Origin of the sequence: Pseudomonas reactans (assembly GCF_013385825.1) — a bacterium.
Classification (GTDB): Bacteria; Pseudomonadota; Gammaproteobacteria; order Pseudomonadales; family Pseudomonadaceae; genus Aquipseudomonas; species Aquipseudomonas reactans.
The window spans coordinates 22,294-45,626 of the sequence record NZ_JACAPG010000002.1 but is presented as its reverse complement, the minus strand read 5'-3'; the positions used below and the strand labels follow the sequence as shown (position 1 = coordinate 45,626).

At 61.5% G+C, this 23,333-nt stretch carries 24 protein-coding genes; 9 read left to right on the top strand and 15 right to left on the bottom strand.

Going from position 1 to position 23,333, the window contains the following annotated elements; all coding sequences use genetic code 11:
• The first annotated feature begins 1 nt into the window (after position 1).
• From HX868_RS00310 to HX868_RS00290, 5 genes are all read left to right on the top strand, one after another.
• A complete protein-coding gene (locus HX868_RS00310; RefSeq protein ID WP_177001518.1) occupies positions 2–310 on the top strand; it encodes a MazG-like family protein in 309 nt (102 codons plus the stop codon).
• Positions 303–1,052 carry a methyltransferase gene (locus HX868_RS00305; protein WP_177001517.1) on the top strand — a complete coding sequence of 250 codons (750 nt, stop codon included), beginning with the start codon at positions 303–305 and terminating at the stop codon, positions 1,050–1,052. The genes HX868_RS00310 and HX868_RS00305 overlap by 8 nt, the downstream gene beginning before the upstream one ends.
• Positions 1,053–1,076: 24 nt before the next feature.
• Positions 1,077–1,679 carry a DUF4136 domain-containing protein gene (locus tag HX868_RS00300; RefSeq protein ID WP_016977011.1) on the top strand — a complete coding sequence of 201 codons (603 nt, stop codon included), beginning with the start codon at positions 1,077–1,079 and terminating at the stop codon, positions 1,677–1,679.
• 45 nt (positions 1,680–1,724) lie between these two features.
• Entirely contained in the window at positions 1,725–2,282 is a 558-nt protein-coding gene (locus HX868_RS00295) for a DUF4136 domain-containing protein (protein WP_033897332.1), read from the top strand.
• 104 nt (positions 2,283–2,386) lie between these two features.
• A complete protein-coding gene (locus tag HX868_RS00290) occupies positions 2,387–4,333 on the top strand; it encodes a pilus assembly protein TadG-related protein (protein WP_177001516.1) in 1,947 nt (648 codons plus the stop codon).
• On the opposite strand, the gene HX868_RS00285 is transcribed toward HX868_RS00290, so the two are convergent.
• Together HX868_RS00285 and HX868_RS00280 are read right to left on the bottom strand one after the other, a co-directional pair.
• Positions 4,330–7,047, bottom strand: a complete 2,718-nt coding sequence (locus HX868_RS00285; protein ID WP_177001515.1) for an ATP-binding protein — start codon at positions 7,045–7,047, stop codon at positions 4,330–4,332. The two genes, HX868_RS00290 and HX868_RS00285, sit on opposite strands and share 4 nt — an antisense overlap.
• Positions 7,044–7,487 carry a TadE/TadG family type IV pilus assembly protein gene (locus tag HX868_RS00280; protein ID WP_177001514.1) on the bottom strand — a complete coding sequence of 148 codons (444 nt, stop codon included), beginning with the start codon at positions 7,485–7,487 and terminating at the stop codon, positions 7,044–7,046. Before HX868_RS00280 ends, HX868_RS00285 begins: the two co-directional genes overlap by 4 nt.
• Positions 7,488–7,559: 72 nt before the next feature.
• On the opposite strand from HX868_RS00280, the gene HX868_RS00275 reads away from it, so the two are divergent.
• The gene (locus HX868_RS00275) at positions 7,560–8,009 is read left to right on the top strand and encodes a prepilin peptidase (RefSeq protein ID WP_177001513.1); all 450 of its coding nucleotides are present in this window, start codon (positions 7,560–7,562) and stop codon (positions 8,007–8,009) included.
• Positions 8,010–8,135: 126 nt separating this feature from the next.
• On the top strand, positions 8,136–8,924 hold the full coding sequence (locus HX868_RS31065) for a response regulator transcription factor (RefSeq protein WP_095014550.1): 789 nt from the start codon (positions 8,136–8,138) through the stop codon (positions 8,922–8,924).
• Between the two features lie 12 nt (positions 8,925–8,936).
• Here HX868_RS31065 and HX868_RS00265 read toward each other — a convergent pair whose 3' ends face one another.
• From HX868_RS00265 to cpaB, 8 genes are read right to left on the bottom strand one after another with little or no spacing between them, the layout of a single operon-like run.
• The gene (locus HX868_RS00265; protein WP_177001512.1) at positions 8,937–9,206 is read right to left on the bottom strand and encodes a DUF3613 domain-containing protein; all 270 of its coding nucleotides are present in this window, start codon (positions 9,204–9,206) and stop codon (positions 8,937–8,939) included.
• Between the two features lie 10 nt (positions 9,207–9,216).
• The gene (locus HX868_RS00260; RefSeq protein ID WP_095014552.1) at positions 9,217–9,924 is read right to left on the bottom strand and encodes a tetratricopeptide repeat protein; all 708 of its coding nucleotides are present in this window, start codon (positions 9,922–9,924) and stop codon (positions 9,217–9,219) included.
• Positions 9,925–9,934: 10 nt separating this feature from the next.
• Complete coding sequence (locus HX868_RS00255; RefSeq protein ID WP_177001511.1) at positions 9,935–10,822, bottom strand: type II secretion system F family protein; 888 nt, start codon at positions 10,820–10,822, stop codon at positions 9,935–9,937.
• Position 10,823: 1 nt separating this feature from the next.
• Complete coding sequence (locus HX868_RS00250; RefSeq protein WP_095014554.1) at positions 10,824–11,705, bottom strand: type II secretion system F family protein; 882 nt, start codon at positions 11,703–11,705, stop codon at positions 10,824–10,826.
• Positions 11,706–11,715: 10 nt separating this feature from the next.
• Complete coding sequence (locus HX868_RS00245) at positions 11,716–12,987, bottom strand: TadA family conjugal transfer-associated ATPase (protein ID WP_033897322.1); 1,272 nt, start codon at positions 12,985–12,987, stop codon at positions 11,716–11,718.
• Positions 12,984–14,177 carry a CpaE/TadZ family protein gene (locus HX868_RS00240; RefSeq protein ID WP_095014555.1) on the bottom strand — a complete coding sequence of 398 codons (1,194 nt, stop codon included), beginning with the start codon at positions 14,175–14,177 and terminating at the stop codon, positions 12,984–12,986. The genes HX868_RS00245 and HX868_RS00240 overlap by 4 nt, the downstream gene beginning before the upstream one ends.
• Positions 14,174–15,391: a type II and III secretion system protein family protein gene (locus HX868_RS00235; protein WP_095014556.1), complete on the bottom strand. Its 1,218-nt coding sequence runs from the start codon at positions 15,389–15,391 to the stop codon at positions 14,174–14,176. Before HX868_RS00235 ends, HX868_RS00240 begins: the two co-directional genes overlap by 4 nt.
• A 19-nt stretch (positions 15,392–15,410) precedes the next feature.
• Positions 15,411–16,355, bottom strand: a complete 945-nt coding sequence (gene cpaB, locus HX868_RS00230; RefSeq protein ID WP_177001510.1) for a Flp pilus assembly protein CpaB — start codon at positions 16,353–16,355, stop codon at positions 15,411–15,413.
• A 331-nt stretch (positions 16,356–16,686) separates the two neighbouring features.
• On the opposite strand from cpaB, the gene HX868_RS00225 reads away from it, so the two are divergent.
• Complete coding sequence (locus HX868_RS00225) at positions 16,687–16,884, top strand: Flp family type IVb pilin (protein ID WP_095014558.1); 198 nt, start codon at positions 16,687–16,689, stop codon at positions 16,882–16,884.
• Between the two features lie 47 nt (positions 16,885–16,931).
• Positions 16,932–17,330 (top strand): response regulator, encoded by a 399-nt coding sequence (locus tag HX868_RS00220; RefSeq protein ID WP_016977027.1) that lies wholly within the window; start codon positions 16,932–16,934, stop codon positions 17,328–17,330.
• 28 nt (positions 17,331–17,358) lie between these two features.
• Here HX868_RS00220 and HX868_RS00215 read toward each other — a convergent pair whose 3' ends face one another.
• The 5 genes from HX868_RS00215 to HX868_RS00200 all read right to left on the bottom strand — a co-directional run bounded on the left by HX868_RS00215 (position 17,359) and on the right by HX868_RS00200 (position 23,297).
• Positions 17,359–19,041 carry a ShlB/FhaC/HecB family hemolysin secretion/activation protein gene (locus HX868_RS00215; RefSeq protein WP_095014559.1) on the bottom strand — a complete coding sequence of 561 codons (1,683 nt, stop codon included), beginning with the start codon at positions 19,039–19,041 and terminating at the stop codon, positions 17,359–17,361.
• 173 nt (positions 19,042–19,214) lie between these two features.
• Positions 19,215–20,486, bottom strand: a complete 1,272-nt coding sequence (locus tag HX868_RS00210; RefSeq protein ID WP_343047856.1) for a collagen-like triple helix repeat-containing protein — start codon at positions 20,484–20,486, stop codon at positions 19,215–19,217.
• Positions 20,483–20,677 (bottom strand): hypothetical protein, encoded by a 195-nt coding sequence (locus HX868_RS30610; RefSeq protein ID WP_246355478.1) that lies wholly within the window; start codon positions 20,675–20,677, stop codon positions 20,483–20,485. Before HX868_RS30610 ends, HX868_RS00210 begins: the two co-directional genes overlap by 4 nt.
• A gap of 425 nt (positions 20,678–21,102) precedes the next feature.
• Complete coding sequence (locus HX868_RS00205; protein ID WP_177001508.1) at positions 21,103–21,951, bottom strand: MaoC family dehydratase; 849 nt, start codon at positions 21,949–21,951, stop codon at positions 21,103–21,105.
• Positions 21,952–21,953: 2 nt separating this feature from the next.
• Complete coding sequence (locus tag HX868_RS00200; RefSeq protein WP_177001507.1) at positions 21,954–23,297, bottom strand: 3-oxoacyl-ACP reductase; 1,344 nt, start codon at positions 23,295–23,297, stop codon at positions 21,954–21,956.
• Between the last annotated feature and the right edge of the window lie 36 nt (positions 23,298–23,333).

Below are 23,333 nucleotides of genomic sequence, written 5' to 3'. Positions count from 1 at the left end.
CATGAACCTCGAACACCTCACCGAACGCCTGCACCGCATCCGCGATAACAACGACTGGAAGCAGTTCCACAGCCCGAAAAACCTGGCCATGGCCGCCAGCGTGGAAATGGCCGAGCTGGTGGAAATCTTCCAATGGCTGACCGAAGACCAGTCGCGCCAGCTGCCGGCCGACGCACTCGCCCATGCCGGGCAGGAAGTCGGCGATATCGTGCTGTATCTGCTGTTGCTGTGCAGCGAGTTGGGCCTGGACATGAACGAGGTGGTGCGCGCCAAGTTGGCCGACAGTGAACGGCGGTTTGCCCATGAGTGATCGTCATTTCGACCAGCTGGCCACGCGTTTCGCCGAGAAAATCTACGGCGGTGCCAAAGGCGCGATTCGCCTGGCGGTGCTCCAGGCCGACTTGACCGAAGCGCTGCCGAAACGCCCGTTGCGCGTGCTGGATATCGGCGCGGGCCTGGGCCATATGTCGCTGTGGCTGGCCGAGCAAGGCCATGACGTCACCCTGGCCGAGCCCGCCGAGCCGATGCTGGAAGGCGCCCGTCAACGCTTTGCCGATGCCGGGCAGACCGCCACGTTTATCCATGCGCCCTGGCAAGACCTGCTCGGCCAACTTACCGAACCCTATGACCTGGTGTTGTGTCATGCCGTACTGGAATGGCTGGCCGAGCCCCATGCAATCTTGCCGGTTTTGCACCAACTCACGGTGCCCGGCGGCTGGTTGTCGCTGGCGTTCTATAACCGCGATGCGCTGATTTACCGCAACCTGCTCAAAGGCCACTTCCGCAAAATGCGCAAGAATGACATGGCCGGCGAAAAGCAGAGCCTGACGCCGCAACAACCCCTCGATCCCCGTGAGTTGGCGGCGCAACTCGATGGCCTTTGGCAGGTCGAAAGCCAAAGCGGCGTGCGGGTGTTCCACGACTATATGCCGGTGGAATTCCAGGCCCGCGCCAATTTGCAGGACCTTTTGGAGATGGAACTCGCTCACCGTCGTCACCCAAGCTTTGCCGGACTTGGGCGTTATTTGCACTGGATTTGCCGTCCGGTTTAAGCGGCCCAGTCTGCGGAGGTCGAAATGCGTCGTCTCTGTTTGATCCTGTTGTCCCTGGGTTTGGGCGCGTGTTCCAGCCCGAACCCCTATGTTGCCGCTTCGGCGCCGATTCCTCCGGCGCCGCCCCAGGCGGCCAATACCTTTGATGCCAGCGCCTACCCGGCGCCCGTGCGCGACTACGGCGCCTACCGCAATTGGGCCTGGCGCAACGGCCAGTTGCCGGCGGGCACGGCCTGGGCGGATTCGGCGCAGATTGCCGAAGCGGTCAGCGGCGCCCTTGACCAACGCGGGCTGCGCCCCTTGCATGACAATCGCCCGGCGGACCTGTTTGTCAGCGCCGATGTGCGCCTGGAGAAGCGCCTCAAGCAGGTCCAGGATGACTACGGCTATGGTTATGGCGGCTACAACCGCTATGGCAATGGTTACGGCATGTACAACTCGGTGCCGATCGTGCGCACCTATGAAGTGCAGGTCGTGGTGGTTCGCGTCAATCTGTTCGATGCCCGCACCGGCCAGCCGGTGTGGAGTGCCAGTGCGGAAACCGGCAGCCAGGGAAGCCTCAGTGAGCGGGGAGATGCCTTGCGCCAGGCGGTGCAAAAGGCAATGACGGCGTATCCTCCCAGTTAACAGCTATTCTCATCTTTAGCGCGGGTCGCTCTTTGGAGAAAAACCATGTTTCGTCGTATCGCTACGCTTGCTGTTGTAGTGCTGCTGGGCGGTTGCCAGACCAGCCAGGTCAACCACGATTTTGACGCCAGCCGGGACTTCGGTGCCTACCGCAGTTGGGCCTGGAAAGACCCGGCGCTGCAATACCGTCCGGATGATCCGCGCATCAAGAGCGACCTGACCGAGCAGCGCATCCGGCAGGCCGTGGGTGAACAACTCGACCAGCGCGGTCTGCGCCCAGCGGCGCCGGGCAGCAAGGCTGACCTGAACGTACAGGCCTACCTCATCGTCGAGGACCGCCAGCAGCAAGTCACCACCAACTACGGCGGCGCCTGGGGCGGCCCATGGAACGGCTATTGGGGCGCGCCGATGTACAACGAAACGCGCAACATCACCTACAAAGTCGCCACCATCCAGATCGACCTGCTCGACGGCAAGGACGGCAAGTTGGTGTGGCGCGGCAGCGACGAACAGATGATGGCCACCTCGCCGAATCCCCAGGATCGTGACAAAGCCATCCGCACCACCGTCACCCGCGTCCTTTCCAGCTATCCACCGCACTAGAAATACCTTCCGCCAGTCGCCAATGTGGCGACTGGCCAGCGCGCACCTGAAGCCTTGTCTACACTCCAACCCAACAATGGAGAGTAAGCGCTAAGGAGTGCCTGATGTCTCCCCGACTTGGTTCACGGCAGCGTGGTGCGATTGGCTTGATGGCGGCAGGCACCTTGGCGGTGGCCATGGTGTTTATGCTGCTGGCGTTGGACAGCGGCCGTCTGTACCTGGAAAAACGCCGGTTGCAGTCCATCGCCGACACAGCGGCATTGGAAGCCGCTGGTCGTGGCGGCCTGTGCACGCCCACTAACACGGCCAATGATTACGCCAAGGAAAACGCCGCGCGCAACGGCTTCACCGTGGTCGCTGGCGACAACAGTCGGGGCCTGGCCGTGACCTGTGGCACCTTGCCCACCAATGCCAGCAATATCCGTGTGTTCGTCGCTGATGCGACCAAGAACGACGCCATACGCGTGGTCGCAACGCGCAGTGTCATGACCAGTCTCGCCAACGGCATCTGGAATATGTTCAGCGGCGCGCCGGTTGCCGCCCAGACGATATTGAGTGCCACCGCCGTGGCTGCGGCTGCGCCACCGGTGGCGCAACTGACCATTCGCAGCAGTCTGGCCTCCGTGAATTCGGCCAACTCCCCGTTGCTGAACCTGGTGATCGGCAATCTATTGGGCGGCAGCCTGTCCCTGACGGCCGCAGGCTGGAATGGCTTGCTGACGACGAACTTGAACCTGCTCAGCTATCTGGATCAGTTGGCGATTGATTTGAAAATCAAGGCGGGCGACTACGACGCGCTGCTAAGCACCGCGGTCTCCGCCCGCCAGTTGCTCGACGCCGCCGTGACGATCCTGCAGAAAAACGGTGCGGTCGCCTCGGCGGTCATCAATGATTTGATTACAGTGAAAGCCATTGCTCCGAATACACAGCTTCTTAAGGTTGGCGATTTGCTGAAAGTCGCCACCGGGACGCCGGCGGCAGCTTTGAATACCAGTGTGCAGTTGTTTCAGTTACTGGAGACCGTGGCGCAGCTCTCCAGTAGCAAAAGTGCGGTCAGTGCGGCAGCCCAAGTGAATATTCCGCTGGTAGGCACCGTCTCGATCCAGACCAAAGTCATCGAGCCACCGCAAATGTCGGCGATTGGCAATCCACTAAAGGCCAAGGCGGGGCTTTTGAATAACCCGCGAACGGATCAGATTTTTGTGCGGACGGCCCAGGTACGCACCTTGGTCACGATTGATGCGCCGATCATCAAGGTGGTGTCGGGGGTTTCATCGATTCTGAGCGGGCTTGCGACGCCGGTATCCAAGGTGGTCGGTGGTTTGTTGAACTTGAATCTTCTGGATGTGGTGGCCGGTGTCGTGTGCTTAGTGGGGTGTAATGTCGCTGACGTGGATATCACCCAGACCTTGTCCATCTATATCGAGGCGGCCAGTGCAGAGAGCCACGTGACGGACTTCAGTTGCGCCACGCCGGCCACCAAGTCGTTGACGGTGCAGGCCACCACTTCACTCGCCACCCTGGGTGTGGGTTATGTTGATCCGGTGTCGGCATTTTCATCGTCTGCGGCAGTGAATGTGCAGCCGGTGAGGCTGATCGACTTTGGCCAACGCTTTTGCCTGCTGACGTTGGTGTGTGGTCCGCGCACCCCCGGTGTCGGCGGCGGCCTGAATCTGAGAGCGTTGTCCACCATAGCCGAGCAAACCAATACGTTGGTGTTTAATCCGGTGAATGACATCAACGCGGCAACGATCTACAAAAAACCACCCGGCACCGCCGATATCCTGTTTAGCCTGGGCAATACCCTGAACGGTCTGCAGGTCACCTACGTACCGCCCAGCGGCAGTACACCCAACCCGGCGAATGGCACCGTTACCAACGCGCTCGCGACCATCATCAGTTCGGTGGTGGGCCTTGTCCAAAACGTGCTGTCGCCGATACTCGACCCCATCGTCAACACGTTGCTCTCGGCGCTGGGCATCAGCTTGGGCAACGCCGAGGTCGGCGCCAACCTCAGTTGCCACATGGGCCGTGCCTACCTGGTGATCTAACTCACCGGCAATTCCACACAAAACCTCGCGCCGTGCTCGCCATTGGCGACGCTCAGGCGTCCGCCCATGTTTTCCACGATCCCGTAGCTCACCGACAAGCCCAACCCCGTGCCCACGCCGATGGGCTTGGTGGTGAAGAACGGCTCGAAAATCCGCTCCAGCAACCGTGGGTCAATGCCGCCACCGTTATCTTCAACCCAGATGCGCACATGCCGGCTGTCATGCTCGCAGTGCAGGGCGATCCACGGGCGGAACCCGGGATCCTTTTCCCGCTTGCTCAGCAACGCATCACGGGCGTTGACCATCAGGTTGATCAGCACTTGCTCAAGCTGGTCGACATGCCCTTTGACCTGCACTGTGAAGTCCGCAGGTGTGATGCGCAGCTCCACGCCCTTGCCGCGCAGGCCTTCACCGAGCAGCGACAGGGTGCCTTCCACCGCCTGTGACGGGTCGAAGGGCTGTTGTTCGATTTCCGAGCGGCGGCCGAACACGCGCATGTGGTCCACCACCCGCGCCGCGCGCTGTACCTGGGTGTCGATGCGCTGGAGCTTTTCGGTGAGGTAGTCGATCTGCGCATCGCCGTTGCTCAGGCGCTTGAGCACATTGACGATGGCCATGCGCATCACGTTCAGCGGCTGGTTGATCTCATGGGCCAGGCCGGTGGCCATTTCGCCAAGGGTGGCCATCTTGGCACTTTGGGTCAGTTGCTGCTGGGAGCGGCGCACTTCGGTGTTGTCGCGGCCCACCGCTTGCACCTCCACCAGTGTGCCCTGTTCGTCGAACACGCCACGGTCCGACCACACCCACCAGGCATGTTCGCGGCCGGGCAATTCCAGGCTGATCTCGGCGGTGCTGACCGGGAATTCCGGGGTCAATTGTTCGATGCGTTGCACAAAGGCCTGGCGTTGTTCGTCCGACAGCCAGTGCCCCAGGTTCAGCCCGGGCAATTGCACCGGCAGGCATTCCAGATAGTTGGCCAGCGGTGTATTGCCAAAGGTCAGGGTCAGGTCAGGGCGATAGCGACAGATCATCGCCGGAGAGTCTTCGACCAGGATGCGGTAGCGTTCTTCGCTCTGTTTGATCTGCTCGGCCGCCAGGGTCGCCTCGGTGACATCCAGCCATAAACCGACGGCTTCGACCGGCAGGCCGAGGTCGTCGCGCAACAGCTTGGCTTCGTCCAGCAGCCAATGGTAATGGCCCTGTTTGTCACGCAGGCGGTAGCGGCTGCGTACGTTGCCTTCGCGCAGCAGTTGGCGGCTGCGCTCGAAGTACAGCTCGCGGTCTTCGGGGTGGATCAGTGACGCCAGGTTGTCAGGGGTGCAGTCTGCCAGGGTCCAACCCAGCAGCGGCAGCAGGCTGTCGCTGAAGAACGCCGGGAGCAGGGCGCCGCTGACATAACGTTGCACGTAGATCACCGCCGGTGAGCTGGCGATCAGGTTGTCCAGGCGCGCATGGGCGGCGGCGGCTTGCAGTTGCTGGTTCTTGATGTCGCTGATGTCGAGCATGAAGCCGATCCAGCGCCGGTTGTCACCCACGCCCAACACCTGGCCCTGGACGCGATACCACAGCGGGTTGTGCTCGGCGTCGGTACGCTGCAGGCGCACGCTAGTCAGCAGCGGCTTGCCCAGGGCCTGCAGATCGTGCAGACGGCTGTTGAGCGCCTGGCGGTCGGCGGGATGGATCAGTTCAAGCCACTGGTCCAGCGGCTGGCGGGTCGGGCCGTCTTCCAGGCTGAGATTGTGCAGCAACTGCGGGGCCAACTGGATCTCCTGAGTGGCTGGCAGCAGTTCCCACCAGCCGGTGCCTAGCAGGCCTTGCAGGGCTTCCATGCGGTCAAGCTGTTGGTGGTTGCGTTGCTCGCGCAGGCGGCTCAGCAGCGGGGCGGCGAGGGCGGCGGTGAGGTTCAACCAGTCCCGTTCGCTAGTGTGTTGCTGGCCGCTGTAGAACCCGCAGAGCAACCAAGCGGCGACGCCCTGGCTGTCACGATAAGGCACCAGAAATCCATCGGCACTCCCGAAAATGCTCTGCAGGCGCGGGTTGTCACTGCGCTCCTGGGCCAGGCTCAACGGCGTATTACCATTGGCACTGTCCAGGCTGATGCCCAAGGACTGGCCGGTCTGCCACAAGGCGGGCGCATCGTGGGCGGCGTAGTGGCTGTAGATCCGCCAACCCTGGTCTTCTTCATCGAGCAAGGCCATGGCCACGCAGGGGATTCGCCAGCGCTGGGCCAGGCTGCGCAGGTGCTCGTTGAACACCTCGGGCAGGCGGGTCAGGCTGCATACCCGCAGTTGTTCGCTCATCTGACAGGCGAGTTGATGGTTCTGTTCGCGGTGCTGGGCCAGTTGCCTGCTGGCCAGCAAGTCGCTGACGTCCTGCAGGCGCAAGCTCCAGCCGTCGCCCTCGGGTTCGACCCAGCCACGGGTGTGCAGGATCTGGCCGCCGGCGCCTTGAAAGTCCAGATCCAGGCTCTGGCGTTGCCAGTCGGCGGGTTTGCCTTCGATGCTCAAGGCGCTGCTGGCGCATAACAGCTCGCGCAGCAACGGGCGCGGTTCATGTGGGGCGAGCAGTGAGCGCAGGGTGCCGTTGATGCCCAGCACGTGGCCATGAGCGTCCAGTTGCAGGTGCAGCCCTGGCGTGGGGGCGCCGGGCATGTCGAGTGTGAGCGCGCTGCTGCGGCCGAGCAGGCGCCCGAAGAGCTTGTCTCCCGAGGTCAAAGCTGCAGACTCGAACTGGCGAACAGGTTGGCCGGCAGATTCGGCACGGTGCCGATGACCGGCAACACCAATGCCGGGAATACCGAATAGAGGCGGCTGGTGGGGTATTTGATCGTGACGGTCAGCGTGTTACCGGTGTAGTTGGCGGTGATCAAGTCGTCCGAAAACTGGAAGCTGGCCGGGATCCACTTCAACTGGTTTTTCGCCGTTGTTTTGGCGAGTGTGGTCACCTGGGTAGTATAAGTGGAGCCCGCGGCTATCGGGTCCACCGACATAGCCTGGCGCACGCCCTCCGCCGCCGCCTGGTTGAACGACTGCAACATCAGCAGCGGCAGGCTATAGCTGATCAACCCATAAAACACCGCAAAAAAGATCCCGAAGACCAGGGCGAACTCAATCGCGGCTGCACCTTTTTGCTTTCCAGGCAGGCCTGTTTTCATGACTGCGTCTACCCTGACGGCTACTACTTGATATCAGCATAGAATCATTCAGCGAAAAGGGATGTTTTTTACGTGATCCATAGCATGGTGATACTGCTCTGGTTGGGGCTGTGTGCGTTGCAGGACATGCGTCAACGGCAAATCGCCAACAGCTTGACCCTGGGGGCGGCGCTGTTGGCGTTGATCTATCTGGTGTGGAACGGCACGACGTGGTTGGGGGCGCCCGCCAGTGACGGGGGGTGGGCCTTTGCCGTGGCATTGCTGCTGACCTTGCCGGGTTATGCTCTGGGCCGCTTTGGCGCAGGCGATGTGAAGCTGTTGGCCGCCCTGGCCCTGGCGAGCAATCTGGATGCCTTGTTGTGGTCGTTGATCGGTGCCGCCGTATTCCAGGGCGCCTGGGTGCTTATCCATCAAAGGTTTAGCGCGTATCGAGAGGTACCTTCACCGGGCGTGTCAACAAAGCAGCCTTTTGCCCCCTTTGTATTGACAGGATTTGTGTTGTACTGGTTTTGGATCCATTAGTCGCACAAGGCCTCTATCGCTATGTACATAGTCGGAAAGTAGGTCTACGTTTATTGAGTGGATGTATAGGATTCTTCGTCAAAAGGGATAGGTCAATCTTTTGGCTGGCCAGGCATGGAGTAACGCGTGAACAAGCTTACCTCGGCGGTAAAGGTGCTCGTGGTCGACGATCAATCGTTGATCGTGGAAGAGCTCTGCGAATTTCTTGAAAGCAGTGGTTATCGCTGCGTCCCTTGTGAGTCCAGCCGACACGCCTTGCAGCGCTTCAGCGAAGACGCCGAGATCGGCCTGGTGTTGTGCGACCTGCACATGCCGGACATGGACGGCATCGAGCTTGTAAAGGCCATGCAAAAGGTGGCGGGCAAGGCGCGGGCATTCGAGGCGATCATGCTCACTGGGCGCGCCGATAAACAGGACGTGATCAAGGCCCTGCGTGCAGGGATTTCGGACTACTACCAGAAGCCGATCAACCTCGACGAGTTGCTCGAAGGCCTGCAACGCCAGGAAGCGGCACTGGAAGAGCGGCGCAAGGAGCTGCAACTGGGGCACCTGAACCAGAAGCTGCAATACCTTTCCGAATCCATCAATGACTTGTACCAGGACCTCGACAAAGTGCGCCGCAGCCCAGGCGCCGGCGTGGCGGATGAGGCCGACCTGGCCGCCGATGAAGCCGGGCCGGTGGAAATTCCGACCATCTTCAACCAGCTGTCACCGCGCCAGTTGGACGTTGCGCGCTTGGTGGGCAAGGGCCAGACCAACTACCAGATCGCCTGCGAATTGGGGATCACCGAGAACACGGTCAAGCTGTACGTGTCCCAAGTACTGCGCCTGACCCATATGCATAACCGTACCCAACTGGCACTGGCCTTGTCGCCGAGCAACTCGGCGATGCGCCAGCGGGTGACTGCCCATTGATACATGAGGGCATCACTGACTCTTGCCGCCTTTAGAGTCCCCGCTGGTGCCCGTTTCGAAGAACTCCGGAATCGTATGTTTGTAAGTCTCCAGCCAACGCTGCGAGGCGTGCTCCCGTTCCGCGGGCGTGGCCCTTTGTGGCGTCGGCGAAGCGGCTCGCCCGTTGATCTGCAAGGCCATCCAGTTTTCCGTTTCCGCCTGCTGCGGGGAGGATGGGCCCGGTTCGATGGCCATGGCGCCCAGCGGTAGCAGCGCCAGGCCGATCAGGTAATGTGCTTTCATCGATCACTCCTTACTTGAGGCTCACCGGCAGGGCATCGCGTGTTGCGACTTTGCGCGCGGCCGTCCGGGCACCCTTGAGTTTTTCCGCGCGGGCCTGGGCATCAGTGAACTGCTCGCGGCTCAGGCCCAACTGGCTGACCACTTTGGCCGCTTGCCCCCAGTCGTCCTGATAGATCAGCAGCGTTACCAGGTTGACGGCGGCCAACGGGTCGCCCTGCTTGAGTTCGATGGCGGTCATGAATTCAAAGCGGGCGTCTTCCACGCGCAATTGGTTGAGGTAGACCACGCCCAAGTCGTTGCGGATCTTTTCATCGGTGGGCGCCAGCTGCGCCGCCCGTTGCAGGTGGGCCATGGCCAGGGCGTTGTCGCCCTTGGCGACTGCCAATTGCCCCAGGCCGTGCTCGCCTTCGGCGGTCATGCAGGTGCCGAGCAGGCTGCGGTACAACGGTTCGGCTTCGCTGCGCCCGAGCAGGCGGTAAGTGCGGGCCTTGCGCTGACGCACCTGGGGCAGGGCGTCGGGCAGGCTCTGCAGGTTGGCCAGGCTGGCGTGCAGCTTGCCTTCATTGGCCAAATCATCGGACAGGTTGAGCGCCAGTTCCTGTTCCGAGCTTGGCTTGGTGCAACTGCCCGGTGAGGTCAACGCTGCCCAGGGTGATTGGCCATTGGTGGCGCACCCGCCGAGCATCAGCAGGGCCAAGCCGGCAATCAGTACTTTCATCCATGTCTCCTCAAAAGTTGGCCATCGCACGGGCGATGCCGATAAAGGCCGGGCCGCCGAGCACGATCAGCAACGCGGGGAACAGAAACACCATCATCACGACCGACATTTTTGCCGACATCTTCGAAATATATTCCTGCAGGCGGGTCAAGCGTCGGTCGTCGAGCAGTTGCTTGAGGGCCAGCAAGGACTTCATCGCGCCGCCGCCCTGCTGGATCAATTGTTGAAGGATGATGCAGGTGTCGGTGAACTCATCCACCTCCAGCAAGCGTGCGGTCTTGCCCAGTTCTTCGCCCAGCTCCAGCCCGGAGTCGACCCGCGCCAGGATCAGGCGCAGCTCTTGCGTAAGGTGGGGGAGCAAGCGCTGCGCTTCGGTGCCCAGTACGCGCAATGACTGTTCAACTGCCATGCCCGACTCGAACAGGATGCGTAGCAGCGGAATGAAGGTCGAGATTTCCTTGGCGATGGTTTGCTGACGATGTTTGGCGACGGCGGCCAGCACGCGTTTGGGCAGCAGGTAGCCGATACCCAGGCCAAACAGGGGCGCAATCCAGGCGGGGTCCATTTCAGGGAAAAAAATCTGCTGGCCGATGACGGTCAGGCCCAGGAACACGATGGGCAAGCCGATCTGAAAGGCTGCAAACAGCGAGCGTTGGCTGGCCTTGCGCCAACCGATACGGTTGAGCAGTATCTGAGTCTCGTTGTCCAGGCTGACCGAACGCTGGGCCAGGGTGCTGGCGCCGAGTTGACGCATGAGCGTGCCGAGCTTGGCATCGCCGCCCATACGTCCTTGCAGGCGCTCAGCCACCCGGCGGCCACGTCGGCGATTTTCGAGCAGTTGGCCCCCGAACAATACCAAGGCGGCGAGCAACAACAAGACACAGGCCAGTAGCGCCATCTCAGACACTCCTCAGCATGCGCCACATGAGCAAGGTGCCGCTGATGTCCATGGCCAGCGCGCTGAACAGCATGATGCGCCCCGTATCGTCGTTCCACATGGTCATCAGGTAATCGGGGTTGACCAGGATGAAATAACCCACGATCAGTATCGGCAGCCCGCCCAGCACATAGGCGGTCATGCGTGTTTCGCCCGTCATGGCCTTGAGTTGACGGGCGCCCTGTTCCCGTTCGCGGATCATTTTGATCAGGTTTTCCAGCAGCTCACTGGCGTTGCCGCCGTAGCGGTGGTTGACCTTCAGGCCCAGGGCGAACAGGCGAAATTCGTCCTGTTCATAGAACTCGGCAAAGTCGCTGACGGAGTCTGGCAGGCTGACGCCCATGCGCACGTTACGTTGAACGCGGCCCATGGCTTCCTTGAGCGGATCCTCAGTGCTCTCGACACCGCCCAGTACTGCGTCGGCCAAGGTTCTGCCGGATTTGAGACTGCGCACGCTGTGGTCGAGCAATTGCGGCAGTTGCTCGACCATGCGTTGCACGCGACGTTGATAACACCAACTGATGTACACCCGCAGAAACAGCGGCGGTCCGATGATCATCGCGATCAAGCCCAACCCGTCGGCGAACAGCCAGCCCAGCAGTGCGCCGATCACCCAGCCGCTCAACCATAGGCCAAGGCGGTCCGTGGGTTTGCCCAGCCCGGCACGTTGAAACATCCGCTCAAGGCCCGTCCAACTGGTGTTGGTTTCCTGTACTTCGGGCTGACCGTCGCCGAGACGTTCCAGTACGCGGTCCGTCTGGGCCTTGCGCAGGCCGTGCTGAAATTGCCAGAACGACAGGCCGATCAGCAGCAGGCAGATTAGGAGCAACACAGGTCCGATCATCTGGCGCTCCCTAGGATTGCAAGGCCGATTCGCGGCGCAACTTGTCGCCGGCCGGGTTGATGGCTTCGCGCAGGAAACCAAAGCCGGTGCGCCGGTCCAGGCGGAACAGGGTGTTGGTGACATACACGTCTTCGCGCACGCCGACCACTTCCACCACTTCGCTCACACAGCGGCGTCCATCGGGCATGCGTGTCAGTTGGATAATCACGTCCAGCGCGGCGCAGATCATCTGGCGCAGGGTTTTTTCCGCGACCACACGGCCGGTCAGACCCACCAGGGTTTCCAGGCGCAGCAACGCATCCTGGGCATTGTTGGCGTGCACGGTGCTCATGGAACCGTCGTGGCCGGTGTTCATGGCGGTCATCACGTCGAGCACTTCCACGCCTCGGATCTCCCCGAGGATGATGCGGTCCGGGCGCATCCGCAGGGCGTTACGGATCAGGTCGCTGGAGCGCACTTCGCCATGGCCTTCGGCGTTGGGCGGGCGGGTTTCCAGGCGTACCACATGGGGGTGGCCCAGTTGCAGTTCGGCGACGTCTTCGATGGTCACCAGCCGTTCATGGGGGTTGATCAACTGGCTGAGAATGTTCAGCAGCGTGGTCTTGCCAGTGCCGGTGCCGCCACTGATCAGGATATTGCAGCGCTTGCCCACGGCTTCCTGGAAGAACTCGAAGATGCTTTGATCAATGGTTTGCATGGCGACCAGGTCGCTGCTCTTGAGCATGTCCTTGCGGAATTTCCGAATCGACAGGCACGGCCCGTCCAGGGCAATCGGCGGGATGATCGCGTTGACCCGGCTGCCGTCGGGCAGGCGCGCATCCACCATCGGCGAGGACTCATCCAGGCGTCGACCCAGCGGCGCAAGGATGCGTTGCATCACGCGCTCCACATGGTGGTCGTCGATGAAACGCAGGTCGCTCTGGTGCAACAAACCATCGCGTTCGATAAACACCCGGTGTGGCCCGTTGACCAGGATTTCCGTCACGGAGGGGTCACGCAGCAGCACTTCCAGCGGGCCGAAACCGGTGAGTTCGTCGACGATCTCTTCGGCCAGGCGCTCCATCTCATAACGCGAGATCGCCAGGCGCATGCGCGTGATGTATTCGGACACCTTGTCGATGACAAATTGCGCCAGGGACTGACGCGTGCCTTCGAGCAGGTTTTTACCCGACTCCTCGATGGCGTCGATGATGTAGCGGTGCAGCACCAGCTTCAGGCCATCGTGATCGCTGTTGCCACCGGCAGTGCGGGCTGGGCCGCCAAACAGTTTTTCGCCGTTCATCGTCCCGACCCCAGGAAGCGTTCAAACCAGCGCATCGACGGCTTCGCCAGGCCCTCGGAGCGTTTTGCCAGGCGCTCGCCCAAGGTGCGCACGGCTTGGGTCAAAGATTCACGGGGGGCCAGGGCAAACAGGGTCTTGCCTTGGTTTTTCACATTCAGGCGCAGTTCGGCGCTCAGGGGCAGTACGGCGATGCACTCAAGGCCGAAGCTTTTTTCCAGGGCTTCGGTGTCAGGTGCGCAGGCTTTGATGTAGCGGTCGACCACCAGCTTGGCGTGATCCAGTTTCATGCCTTTTTCGCGCCAACGATTGAGTATCGCCAGGTTGCGGCGACAGTCCAGAACGCTCTGGTCGGTGCACCACAGTAGCTTGTCACAGTGGCTGACGAAGGTGCGCAGGGCTTCGCTGTCGGGTTGCCCGGTAATGTTCACGACGATGTGCTGGAAATGTTGGCGCAGCGCGCTCAGCAACATGAACAGCTCGGCGGCACTGGTGAGTTTGAGCGGTTCGTCACCGGTGGCGTAGGCCAGGATGCGCAGCCCATCCAGGGCGGTGGTGAAGGCGCTGTTGATCAGGGTGGTATCGAGGCGGCGCAAATGTCGCAACGCATCACCGAAATTGAAGGTGCTTTCCAGGCCCAGCAAGGCCAGGCTGTCGCTGCGCGGCAGGCCCAGGTCGAGCAACAGGGTTTGTTGCCCGCTTTTCTGCACGACCAGCGCCAGGTGGGTGGCCAGCATTGCCCCATCGGCATTGCTCTGGGTGCCAAACAGCACGGTCAGTCCACCCAGTTGTGCATGGTTGGCGACGGTGGGCAGGCGCTTGCTCAGGCGTCGCACCAAGCCTGCCACTTCACTGGAGCGCGAGCCGTAGGCCACGAAATCGCGGGCCCCAGCGCGCATTGCATTGAGCACAAGCTGGTTGTCCATGCCATCGCCCAGGGCGACCACGGCCAGCATCGGCTTGGCTTCCAGGGCCCCTTCGATCAATGCGCTCTGGGCCACGACGTTTTCGCGGTCCAGGCCGACGAACACCAGGTTGGCGAAGGTCACATCCACCAGTGCCAACAGTTCATCCAGGCTGCCGGTGCCGGCGCTGACGACTTGGCCAAGCGGCGCCAGGGCGCCTTGCAGCCACTCCAGGTCAGTGGTGTTGCGGGTGATGGCGAGAAAGGTCTGGCTCAGGCTATCGCTCATTGTGAAAGTCCGCTGCGACGGTCGAAGTTGCCGTTTTCCAGGAAGAACAGCCGGTACCAGTTCGGGTCGTAGCTGCGTAGTTTTTCGCCGGGCAAGGAGGGCAGTTGCGCGTTGGCCGCCAATGGCTGCACCAAGTGCGGTGTGACGATCATCAGCAGTTCTTTTTCTTCGCGGCTGATATTGGAGTCGCGGAAAAACGCCCCGAGGATCGGAATATCGCCCAGCCCTGGAAACTTGTTGATGGTGGAGCGGTTGTTGCTGCTGATCAGGCCGCTGATCACAAAGCTTTCACCATCGGCCAGGGACACGCTGGTGTCGGTACGGCGCACCGTCAGGGCCGGCACCTGGATGCCTTGTATCTGCACGGCGTTGCTGTAGTCCAGTTCGCTGACTTCCGGTGCAACCTTGAGGGAGATGCGGTTGCGGTCAATCACCGTCGGTGTCAGTGTCAGGCGAATGCCAAACTCCTTGTATTCGATGGAAATCGTGTCGCTGCCCGCGCTGGGCACCGGGATCGGCACCTCGCCGCCAGCCAGGAACGATGCACTCTGGCCACTCATGGCCACCAGGCTGGGGCGTGCCAGGGTGTAGGCGAAACCACTGCGTTCCAGCGCGTTGATCATCGCTTTGACCCGCCCCCCACCGAAGCCGACGTTGAAGCTTTCAGCGTTTACCGGCAGCTTGAAAACACCTTCCGAAGGGGATAACAGGTTGGGGCTGCCGAAGAAAAAGTTAGCGCCTGTGCCCAACAGCCGGGTGCTGGCTTCCTTGAGCTTGGTACGGCTGACCTCGACAAAGCGAATATCGGTCTGCACCTGGCTGGGCAGCATGGGGTCTTCCGACGGCGACAGCGACTGGCTGGTCAGTGCCGACGTGGCCTTGCCCTTGACGAACACCATGCTCTGGCGCGGCGAACTCGCGCAGGCGGTCCACACCAACAGGCTGGTGGCGCCGGACGAGACGCCGGTCAGCAAAAAATTACGGTCGCCATTGACCCGTACATCGGCGATTTTCGGGTCGCCGATGGCCAGGCGCGTAATTGCCACTGGCGATTGCAGCTCTTGTTGCAGGCCTTCTCCCACCTCGACCACGGCGGGTAACTGACCCAGGGCACTGCAGTTACCCGGCGCTGCCAAGGCCAAGCCGACCGGCAGGCTCGACAGCATCAGGGCCCAGGTCAGTTGCGTGAACAGGGGTGCGTAGCGATGGCTCATTCAAGGCATCCTTGCTCGATCACGGAGTTTGTGGTGCCGCTTGGGCACCGCGAATCACTTCTATGCCACGGCGCACGCCAGGCCCAGCGGTGCTGGCTTGTACAACGCGTTTGGGCGGGCCGGTCAGGGCCAGTTGGGTGAATTGGTAAAGGTTGCGGTTGGCGCTTTCCAGTCTTTCTGATGCGTCGCTTTCGCCGGCCCAGTAGCGGCTGAGCAGTTGTTCCTCGGCGCTGCGTACGGCCAGGCGCAACACGCCGGCTTGCGTCGCGAGCATCAGGCGGCTTAACAGGGGTTCCGGCACGGCGAGTACCACTGTGCGCGCGCTCGCTCGGCGTTGGGCGGCTAGGGCGCGCTCTTCAGGCGTGGCTGGGGGCGGAACAGCGGGTTTGCCATCGTTGGCCAGGCCCAACTGATCTCCGACACTGAGCAGGCGCATGGCCGGAAGGACGATCTGCGCCGACTGCTCGACGTTGCCGGCATCCTGGCGCAGGAATAGCAGCACATCCACATAATCGCCGGGCGTCAATTGGCCTCCAGCGGCATTCACCTCATCCACGGCCACGGCCATAGCGCGCTCGTCCGGGCGAATCATGCGCGCGAGCGGGCCGCCGCCACTGAAGCTTTCTTCGGTGAGCCAGGTGCCTGCACCCAACGTGCGCTGGGGCATGCGACCGATGGCTTGATCGAGCTGGGTCAGGCTCCCGGCGGGCGCGGTGCGCAGTTTTTCCAGGGTCAGGTCGGCGGCGGTCAGTGGTACGAACGCGGACACGTCATGTGTCAGCACCACCACCGGTTGGCGGGTCTGATCTTCCACGGCAGCTACGGTGTTATCAACGGAAACGACAGGTGCAGCGGGGGGGGCGACAGGCTCCGGTGCGCGGCTCAACACAAGCCCCCAGTACCCGGCGATCAAGGCCCCGATCAGCAACAAGCCGGCCAGGACCATGCTGATACGACTGTTCATGACGGCTCTCCCTTTCCCGTTGCACTGCACACCCGATTAATTCGAATGGGTTAATCCGCAACCTGGCTGTGATGAACATCTAACGATTTGGCTATTTGAAGGTAGCTCAGCTAGGACGAAATGCCATTACCCGTGGAAAAATTTATCTGAACTATAGATGCAGCCTTTTAGCGTACGGGTTTGTGGCGTCAACGTTACGACTAATACTTTATGATTAATCCGTTATTACAGTTGTGAGGCTGAGGTTTGTTGACAATGCTCTAGTGGCACGCCGCGATTATCTGGTACTAGAGCCGTTCCGGCTTCCAGTGGCGTTTTAGGGAGAAGTCTTATGTTCCTTGACCTGGTGTTGAAGCTTTATGTCCAAACCCAACTATTCTTCAGTCGCAAAGAAGGAGCCTCAGGCATTGAATACGCTATTGTCGTAGCGTTGGTAGCGCTCGTTATTGTGGGTGCCGGGACGGGGCTTGGAACTAAGGTAAAAACCATTTTCACCAACATGACCAGTAATATGCCGACCGGAACCTGATTTAATTGTGGTAGCCGTTATGATCATCCCTTCTTGAAGGTAATGCCATGAGCGCGTCTTCACGCCAGCAAATTCTATTGGTGGACGACGAAGAGGACGCCTTGATCGAACTCGCCGAATCCCTCGAAAACGAGGGATTTGTCTGTTTTACCGCCACCTCCGTCACCTTCGCCCTGCAAGAATTGACACTTCACCCCGACATCGCCTTGGTCATCACCGACCTGCGCATGCCCGAGGAAAGCGGTATCTCCTTGATCAAGCGCCTGCGCGAACACACCTCACGCTCACACCTGCCGGTGATTGTGATGTCCGGCCATGCCGAAATGGATGATGTGAGCGATATGCTGCGCCTGCAGGTACTGGACCTGTTTCGCAAGCCGATCTATCTGGTGCGGTTGATCGATACGTTGAACAATCTGTTTCCCCTTCCGAAAACCAGGCTTTAGGCGCCCCGGCAGCGCCTGCAGGCTAGGATCAGAGCTGATAACTGAAGCTCAACGTATACCGTGGCCGTCTATTGAAGCTGTCCAGCGCGATATCCGACATGGGCTTGGCCGCTTCCAGGGCGATGTTGTAGTACTTGTTGTCCCCGAAGCGCAGCCCGACTGCAGCCGATGACAGGTCGTTGCTTCTGACCGGCAGATCGTTGAACCAGGTCTTGGCGCGGTCGAACACGATGTAGGGCTGCAGAATCCTCACCCAGTCGCCGGCGCGGTTGTAGCTGTAGTTGACCTCATACGCCAGCCCCCAGCCCTTGTCACCGGAGCCCTGATCGTCAGGGTAGCCACGACCGAAGTTCTGCCCACCGAACGTGGCACGTTCGCTGTCCGGCAGGGTGTCATTGCTCCAGTAAAACGCTCCCGAGAGGACGCCTTGCCAGTTATCGAAGAACTTGTCGCTTTGTACACCGGACAGGCGCAGGCGGAAGAAATCCAGGTCGGGCTTGAGCCCTTCGAAGTCACTGTGGGTCCTGGCGCCCATGCCGTTGATGCCCTGATACAGGCCGGCGCTGAGGATACGCAGTTGGCGGGTGTCGGACTTGCGCCAGTCGCCCTCGAAGGCCAGGGCGCGCAGGTCGGTTTCAACGTCGAAACGCTGGGGGAAGCCCAACAGTTTGTAGCCTGTGGTCTGGTCCACTGCGTAGAGGCGCGTGCCGAGGGTCAGCGACTCATTCGGTGAGGCAATCAGCGGGTGGCTAAGGCCGATGGAATAGCGATCGATGGATTGGTGCGGCTTGAGCTCGAAGCCACCGTCCAGTTGCAGGTTGGTTTTGGGATCGGCGCGGTAGCGTTCGGCGGCGAGCGCCAACTGGGTGCCTTCTGCATTGATGAACTGGCTGTAGCCCACGCGGTAGTAGTGCTCTTTATCCTCGCCAGGTGGGAACAGCCCGCTGATGTTGAGCTGCTCGCCCATTGAGGTCTGGGAGTTGCTGGTGCCGGTGAGCAAGGCCTGCAGACCCCCGCGGCTGTCATCGGTCATGCTCATGCTGCTGGTGAAGGGCTTGCGGCTGGCGGTGATCTGCATGTGCGTGCCACCGTCGGTGGTGCTCGGCGGCGGTACTTGCGCTTGCAGTGTGACACCGGGGATACGGCCCATGAGCGTGGTGTAGCGCTCGAAGGTCTTGCGGGTCAGTGGGCGTTCGGCCTGGAGTTTATTGGCGAGCTTGTCGATGTAAGCCGAGACCGGGCCTATATCGCCACTTTGCTGGTAGTCCTTGATATAGCCTTCCACCAGAACCACGCGCACCAGGCCATTTTCGAAGCTCTGTGGGGGCAGGAATGCGTAGGACAACAGGTAGCCGTCCTGCTGGTAGCGACGGGTAACGCTACGGGTGGCTTCGATCAGTTGCGCCAGGTTGGTCTCATGACCAAACAACGGTTCGTAGGTCTTGGCGGTCTCGTCGAGCGGGTAGATCGTGCCGCCCTCGATCTGCAGCTTGCGAATCGTGACCTTGGTGTCCATCAGCAGCGGCTCGCCTTGAGTGGGCGGCGCCTCGGGCACTTGGGTTTGCGGCGTGACCGGTCGATAGGCGTCTGCGGGAAGGTTGGGCACTGGCAAGTTGCGGATGGTGTCGTTGCTGTTGAGGAAGCTGGGAAGGGTCTCGGCCTGGGCGTAGGCACTGAGGGTAAGCAATAACAACGGCGTCAACACGCGCATAGGACACTCCATGGTCAACTGCAGCAGCGTTTCGGGCCCGCCGGGTTCTGGGACTCGGTTCGGGTGGGGCATGTTCCAGGCCCCATAAAAAAGACGAGAGACTTATTGGGGTCTCTCGTCTCAACCAAGCGTAGGCGCTGTAGGGGAGGCCGTCTAATCGGCCAGGTGCATTTCTATTTGCCGGTCAGGCCGTTCAATAAACCGCCCAGGCCGCCGGCGGTATTTGCATTCGCGCTGCCACCCGCCGAGGCGTTGGCGCCTACGTTCAGTCCGCCAAGCAGACCGCCGCTGGTGCCGGTATCGCCTGTGACCAACCCACCGACCGAGCCTACGGTGTTGCCGACCGCACTGACGGTGCCGCCGAGGGCATTGGTGATCGGGTTGGCGTTGGCCGCCGTCAGGTTGGCACCGATACCGCTGACGGCGCCACCGACTTGAGTCACCAGGCCGTTGACCGGCGCGCCGATGCCCGTGGTGGTTCCGATGTTTTGCGTCAGGCTGGCGACACCGGAGGTCACTGGGTTAAGGGCCGCACCGACGTTGGTGGCCAAGCCGGCAACGGGCGATGTGGCGCCGGTATTGGCGATGCCATTGCCGCCAATGATCGTGCCGAGGGAGGCGACAGTGCCGCCCAGTGCGCCACCGGTCACACCGGCTGCGCTGACGGCGCCATTGGTGTTGCCGGCATTCAGGCCGTTACCGACGTTGGCGATCAGGCCTCCCACCAACTCCGGCAGGCCGGATTTCGAGCCGCCGCCCGCTGGGGCGACATAGCCACCGGATTTATCGAGCACGCCACCGACGCCGGTCAATGCACCGCCCACGATGTTGGTGACCGGGTTGCCGCCCGCGCTGGCGACTTGGCCACCCAGGCCGGTCACTGTCGAGCCGACTTTATCCAGCAGGCCATTGACCGGGTTGCCAAGGCCGGTGGCCTTGCCGAGGTTGCCCGTGGTGTTTTCCACCAGCGAGACCACAGGCACCAACACTTTACCGCCGACCGTGTTAGTGAGAGAACCCAGCGGGCCGGTGGTGCTGGCAGTGCTCAAGGTATCGCCGAGCATGGTGACGGCCTGGCCGACCTTATCGACCACGCCGCCCGCAGCACCGCCGACACCGCCGGTCAAGCCGCCCACCACCGGAATGCCGCCCAGTGTGGTCGACAGGGATTTGCCGGTTGTCGAAAGGCCGTCGCCCAGGTCGGCAACGCCGTTACCGACCCCCGCCACGGTAATGCCGAGGGAGTTGCTGTTGGTGCCCAGAGAGCCCAGTCCGGCAGTGACGCCAGTACCAATGCTGGTGACGGCGTTGCCGGCAGCGGTGACGAGACCGCCAGCGGTAGTGCCAACGATGGGGATGGTGTTCAAGGTGTCGCCAAGGTCGCCGACCGCAGCGCCCACGTTACCGACAGTACCGCCCAGGGTGCCGGCAATCTGGCCAGTCACCAGGGGCGTGGTTGTCGAACCTGTGCCGCCACCGGTACCACCGCCTGTGCCACCGCCAGTTCCGCCACCTGTGCCACCGCCAGTTCCGCCACCTGTGCCACCACCTGTGCCACCACCGGTACCGCCGCCAGTACCACCACCGGTTCCACCATCACCACCACCAGTGCCACCGCCAGTTCCGGCACCCGCATCCGGTGAGGACGATGCCACGCTGGATTTATGCCCACCACCACCGCTGCTGCAGCCGCCGAGTGCCAGTGCGACGGCCAGGGCCAGCGCGGTACTTGCTTTCCAAAACACGACTTGAGTTTTCATGATTGAGTTCCTTGCACCTGTACAACCTTGGTTGTCTTCAAACACTCACTATTTCTAGGGATAGCGATATGTTTGTCCGTGTGGCTATAACAGCCCCGGCGGTGCGTTCGCTCAATGCTCTACTTGGTATTAACGATTTATATACGGCGCGGGTGTACCGTTTAAGTAACTAATACCAAGGGTATAAGGCGAGGATGTATCAAGATGTATATGTGTTGTGAATCAATGGCTTGAATAAAGAAGCGGACGTGAAAAAGTCCGCTATTACTTAGGGTGTATATATACAATTAATCGGTTTATTTCAGGCGATCGGCTGCCACTTGCCTACCATATGTTCAATATCGCCCGCGCCTTTCAACCACAACTCACCGCTGGAACCGGCGGCGCTGGCCAGTAGCGTCACTTCACCGGGCAGGCGCACGGGTTTTTTGAACTCGACGCTGATCTCGATATTGGCGGCGGGCAAGTGTTCGCCGAGGGCCGCAAGGGTGTGCGCCTTGTTCCACAGCCCGTGGGCGATGGCCTGGGGAAAACCGAACAGCTTGGCGGTGAGGGCGCTGAGGTGGATCGGGTTGTAGTCGCCGGAAACCCGCGCATAACGGCGGCCGATATCGGCGGGGGCTTTCCAGCGGGTCAGTTCGCTGACCTGGGTGGGGGAGGGCTGGGCGTCATCATCGGGTTCACCTTCCAGTTTTACGCCCCTGCACAGCATGCGGCTTTCGGCTTCCCAGAGCAGGCCGAGTGAGTCCTCGACGGTGGTGACCAGATCGAAGGTCGCGCCCTTGGGATGGGGTTTGAGGTTTTGCGTGTGTACACCGACAGACAATTCACTCACACCCCCGAGCGGGCGATGAATGCGGATGCGGTTACTCAGGTGAATCAACCCCAGCAGCGGGAAGGGAAAACGATTGTCCGTGAGCAACTGCATCTGCAACCCGAACGCCAGGATATGCGGATAAGTCGCCGGCAGGATCGGGCTGTCGGCAAAACCGCAGACCTTGCGATACGCCGCTACCTGCTTGAGATCGATGCTTACCCGGCAGCGCAACCCCTGCTCGGGCAGCGTGTTACCGGTGATCTTGCGTTTGAGCGCCGCGCGCCAATACAACGGCGGCAGGAATGGCGTAGTGCCTAGCGTCTTCCATTGCATGCTTATGCTCCCAAGAGACTTTGCCCGCACACCCGCAGTGCTTGCCCGCTGACCGCACCGGAACCTGATTGGCCAAGCCACGCCACCGCCTCGGCGACATCCTGCGGCAGGCCGCCCTGGCCCAGTGAACTCATGCGCCGTCCGGCTTCACGCAAGGCAAAAGGAATGTGTGCGGTCATCTGGGTTTCGATAAAACCGGGCGCCACGGCGTTGATACTGATGCCGCGCTCCTTGAGCAGCGGTGCCCACGCTTGTGCGAGGCCGATCAAGCCGGCCTTGCTGGCGGCGTAGTTGGTCTGCCCACGGTTGCCGGCGATGCCGCTGATCGACGCCAGCAACACCACGCGGGCGTTGTCGTGCAGGGTGCCGCTGTCGAGCAGCGCCTTGGTCAACACTTGCGGCGCATTGAGGTTGACCGCCAGCACCGCGTCCCAGTATTCCGGGGTCATGTTGGCCAGGGTTTTGTCACGGGTGATCCCGGCGTTGTGCACCAGAATGTCGAGGCCATCAGGCAGGTGTTCGATCAATTGGCTGGCGGCATCTGCAGCGCAGATATCCAGCGCGACAGTGCGTGCCCCCAGGCGCGCGGCCAGGGCTTCGAGGTCGGCCTTGGCCTGGGGCACGTCCAGCAAAATCACCTCGGCGCCGTCGCGGGCCAGGGTCTCGGCGATGGAGGCACCGATGCCTCGGGCTGCGCCAGTGACCAGCGCTTTGCGCCCGGCCAGGGGCCGCGTCCAGTCCTCGACGGGTGTGGCGCAAGCTTCCAGGCGAATGACTTGCCCCGAGATATACGCGCTTTTGGGTGAGAGGAAGAAGCGCAGCGCGCCTTCCAGTTGGTCTTCGGCACCGTCGCCCACATAAAGCAATTGCAGCACGCCGCCATTGCGCAGTTCCTTGGCCAGCGAGCGGCTGAAGCCTTCCAAGGCGCGCTGGGCGCTGGCGGCGAAGGGGTCGCTGAGGCTTTCCGGCGCGCGGCCGAGGATCACCAGGTGGGCGCTGTTATCCAGGTTTTTCAGCAGCGGCTGGAAGAATTCGCGCAGTTGCTTGAGTTGATCGGTGTGCTGCAAGTCGCTGGCGTCGAACACCACGGCCTTGAGCTTGGGACCGTGGCCGGGGATCCAGGTCGATGTTTCGGTGCCGTAGGTATAAATCGCGTCGGTGAGCTTGTGGGCAAACGCCTGTACGTTGCTCGCCAGCGCGCCGCCGCCCAGCAACAACGCACCTTCCACCGGACGCAGGCGCCCAGCTTGCCAGCGTTCCAGGCGTACCGGTGACGGCAGGCCAAGGGCGGCGACCAGGCGATGGCCGAGGCTTGAGTTGGCGAAGTCGATATAACGGTCAGACATGGAACGCTCTCCGAAGGCTGGGGTTCAAAGGGTTGA

Excerpts from the sequence above, each read along its gene's own strand:
- HX868_RS00310 (WP_177001518.1), top strand. The coding sequence starts at position 2 with ATGAACCTCGAACACCTCACCGAACGCCTGCACCGCATCCGCGATAAC.
- HX868_RS00305 (WP_177001517.1), top strand. The coding sequence starts at position 303 with ATGAGTGATCGTCATTTCGACCAGCTGGCCACGCGTTTCGCCGAGAAA.
- HX868_RS00300 (WP_016977011.1), top strand. The coding sequence starts at position 1,077 with ATGCGTCGTCTCTGTTTGATCCTGTTGTCCCTGGGTTTGGGCGCGTGT.
- HX868_RS00295 (WP_033897332.1), top strand. The coding sequence starts at position 1,725 with ATGTTTCGTCGTATCGCTACGCTTGCTGTTGTAGTGCTGCTGGGCGGT.
- HX868_RS00290 (WP_177001516.1), top strand. The coding sequence starts at position 2,387 with ATGTCTCCCCGACTTGGTTCACGGCAGCGTGGTGCGATTGGCTTGATG.
- HX868_RS00280 (WP_177001514.1), bottom strand. The coding sequence starts at position 7,487 with ATGAAAACAGGCCTGCCTGGAAAGCAAAAAGGTGCAGCCGCGATTGAG.
- HX868_RS00265 (WP_177001512.1), bottom strand. The coding sequence starts at position 9,206 with ATGAAAGCACATTACCTGATCGGCCTGGCGCTGCTACCGCTGGGCGCC.
- HX868_RS00260 (WP_095014552.1), bottom strand. The coding sequence starts at position 9,924 with ATGAAAGTACTGATTGCCGGCTTGGCCCTGCTGATGCTCGGCGGGTGC.
- HX868_RS00255 (WP_177001511.1), bottom strand. The coding sequence starts at position 10,822 with ATGGCGCTACTGGCCTGTGTCTTGTTGTTGCTCGCCGCCTTGGTATTG.
- HX868_RS00250 (WP_095014554.1), bottom strand. The coding sequence starts at position 11,705 with ATGATCGGACCTGTGTTGCTCCTAATCTGCCTGCTGCTGATCGGCCTG.
- HX868_RS00245 (WP_033897322.1), bottom strand. The coding sequence starts at position 12,987 with ATGAACGGCGAAAAACTGTTTGGCGGCCCAGCCCGCACTGCCGGTGGC.
- HX868_RS00240 (WP_095014555.1), bottom strand. The coding sequence starts at position 14,177 with ATGAGCGATAGCCTGAGCCAGACCTTTCTCGCCATCACCCGCAACACC.
- HX868_RS00235 (WP_095014556.1), bottom strand. The coding sequence starts at position 15,391 with ATGAGCCATCGCTACGCACCCCTGTTCACGCAACTGACCTGGGCCCTG.
- cpaB (WP_177001510.1), bottom strand. The coding sequence starts at position 16,355 with ATGAACAGTCGTATCAGCATGGTCCTGGCCGGCTTGTTGCTGATCGGG.
- HX868_RS00225 (WP_095014558.1), top strand. The coding sequence starts at position 16,687 with ATGTTCCTTGACCTGGTGTTGAAGCTTTATGTCCAAACCCAACTATTC.
- HX868_RS00220 (WP_016977027.1), top strand. The coding sequence starts at position 16,932 with ATGAGCGCGTCTTCACGCCAGCAAATTCTATTGGTGGACGACGAAGAG.
- HX868_RS00215 (WP_095014559.1), bottom strand. The coding sequence starts at position 19,041 with ATGCGCGTGTTGACGCCGTTGTTATTGCTTACCCTCAGTGCCTACGCC.
- HX868_RS30610 (WP_246355478.1), bottom strand. The coding sequence starts at position 20,677 with ATGCGGGTGCCGGAACTGGCGGTGGCACTGGTGGTGGTGATGGTGGAA.
- HX868_RS00205 (WP_177001508.1), bottom strand. The coding sequence starts at position 21,951 with ATGCAATGGAAGACGCTAGGCACTACGCCATTCCTGCCGCCGTTGTAT.
- HX868_RS00200 (WP_177001507.1), bottom strand. The coding sequence starts at position 23,297 with ATGTCTGACCGTTATATCGACTTCGCCAACTCAAGCCTCGGCCATCGC.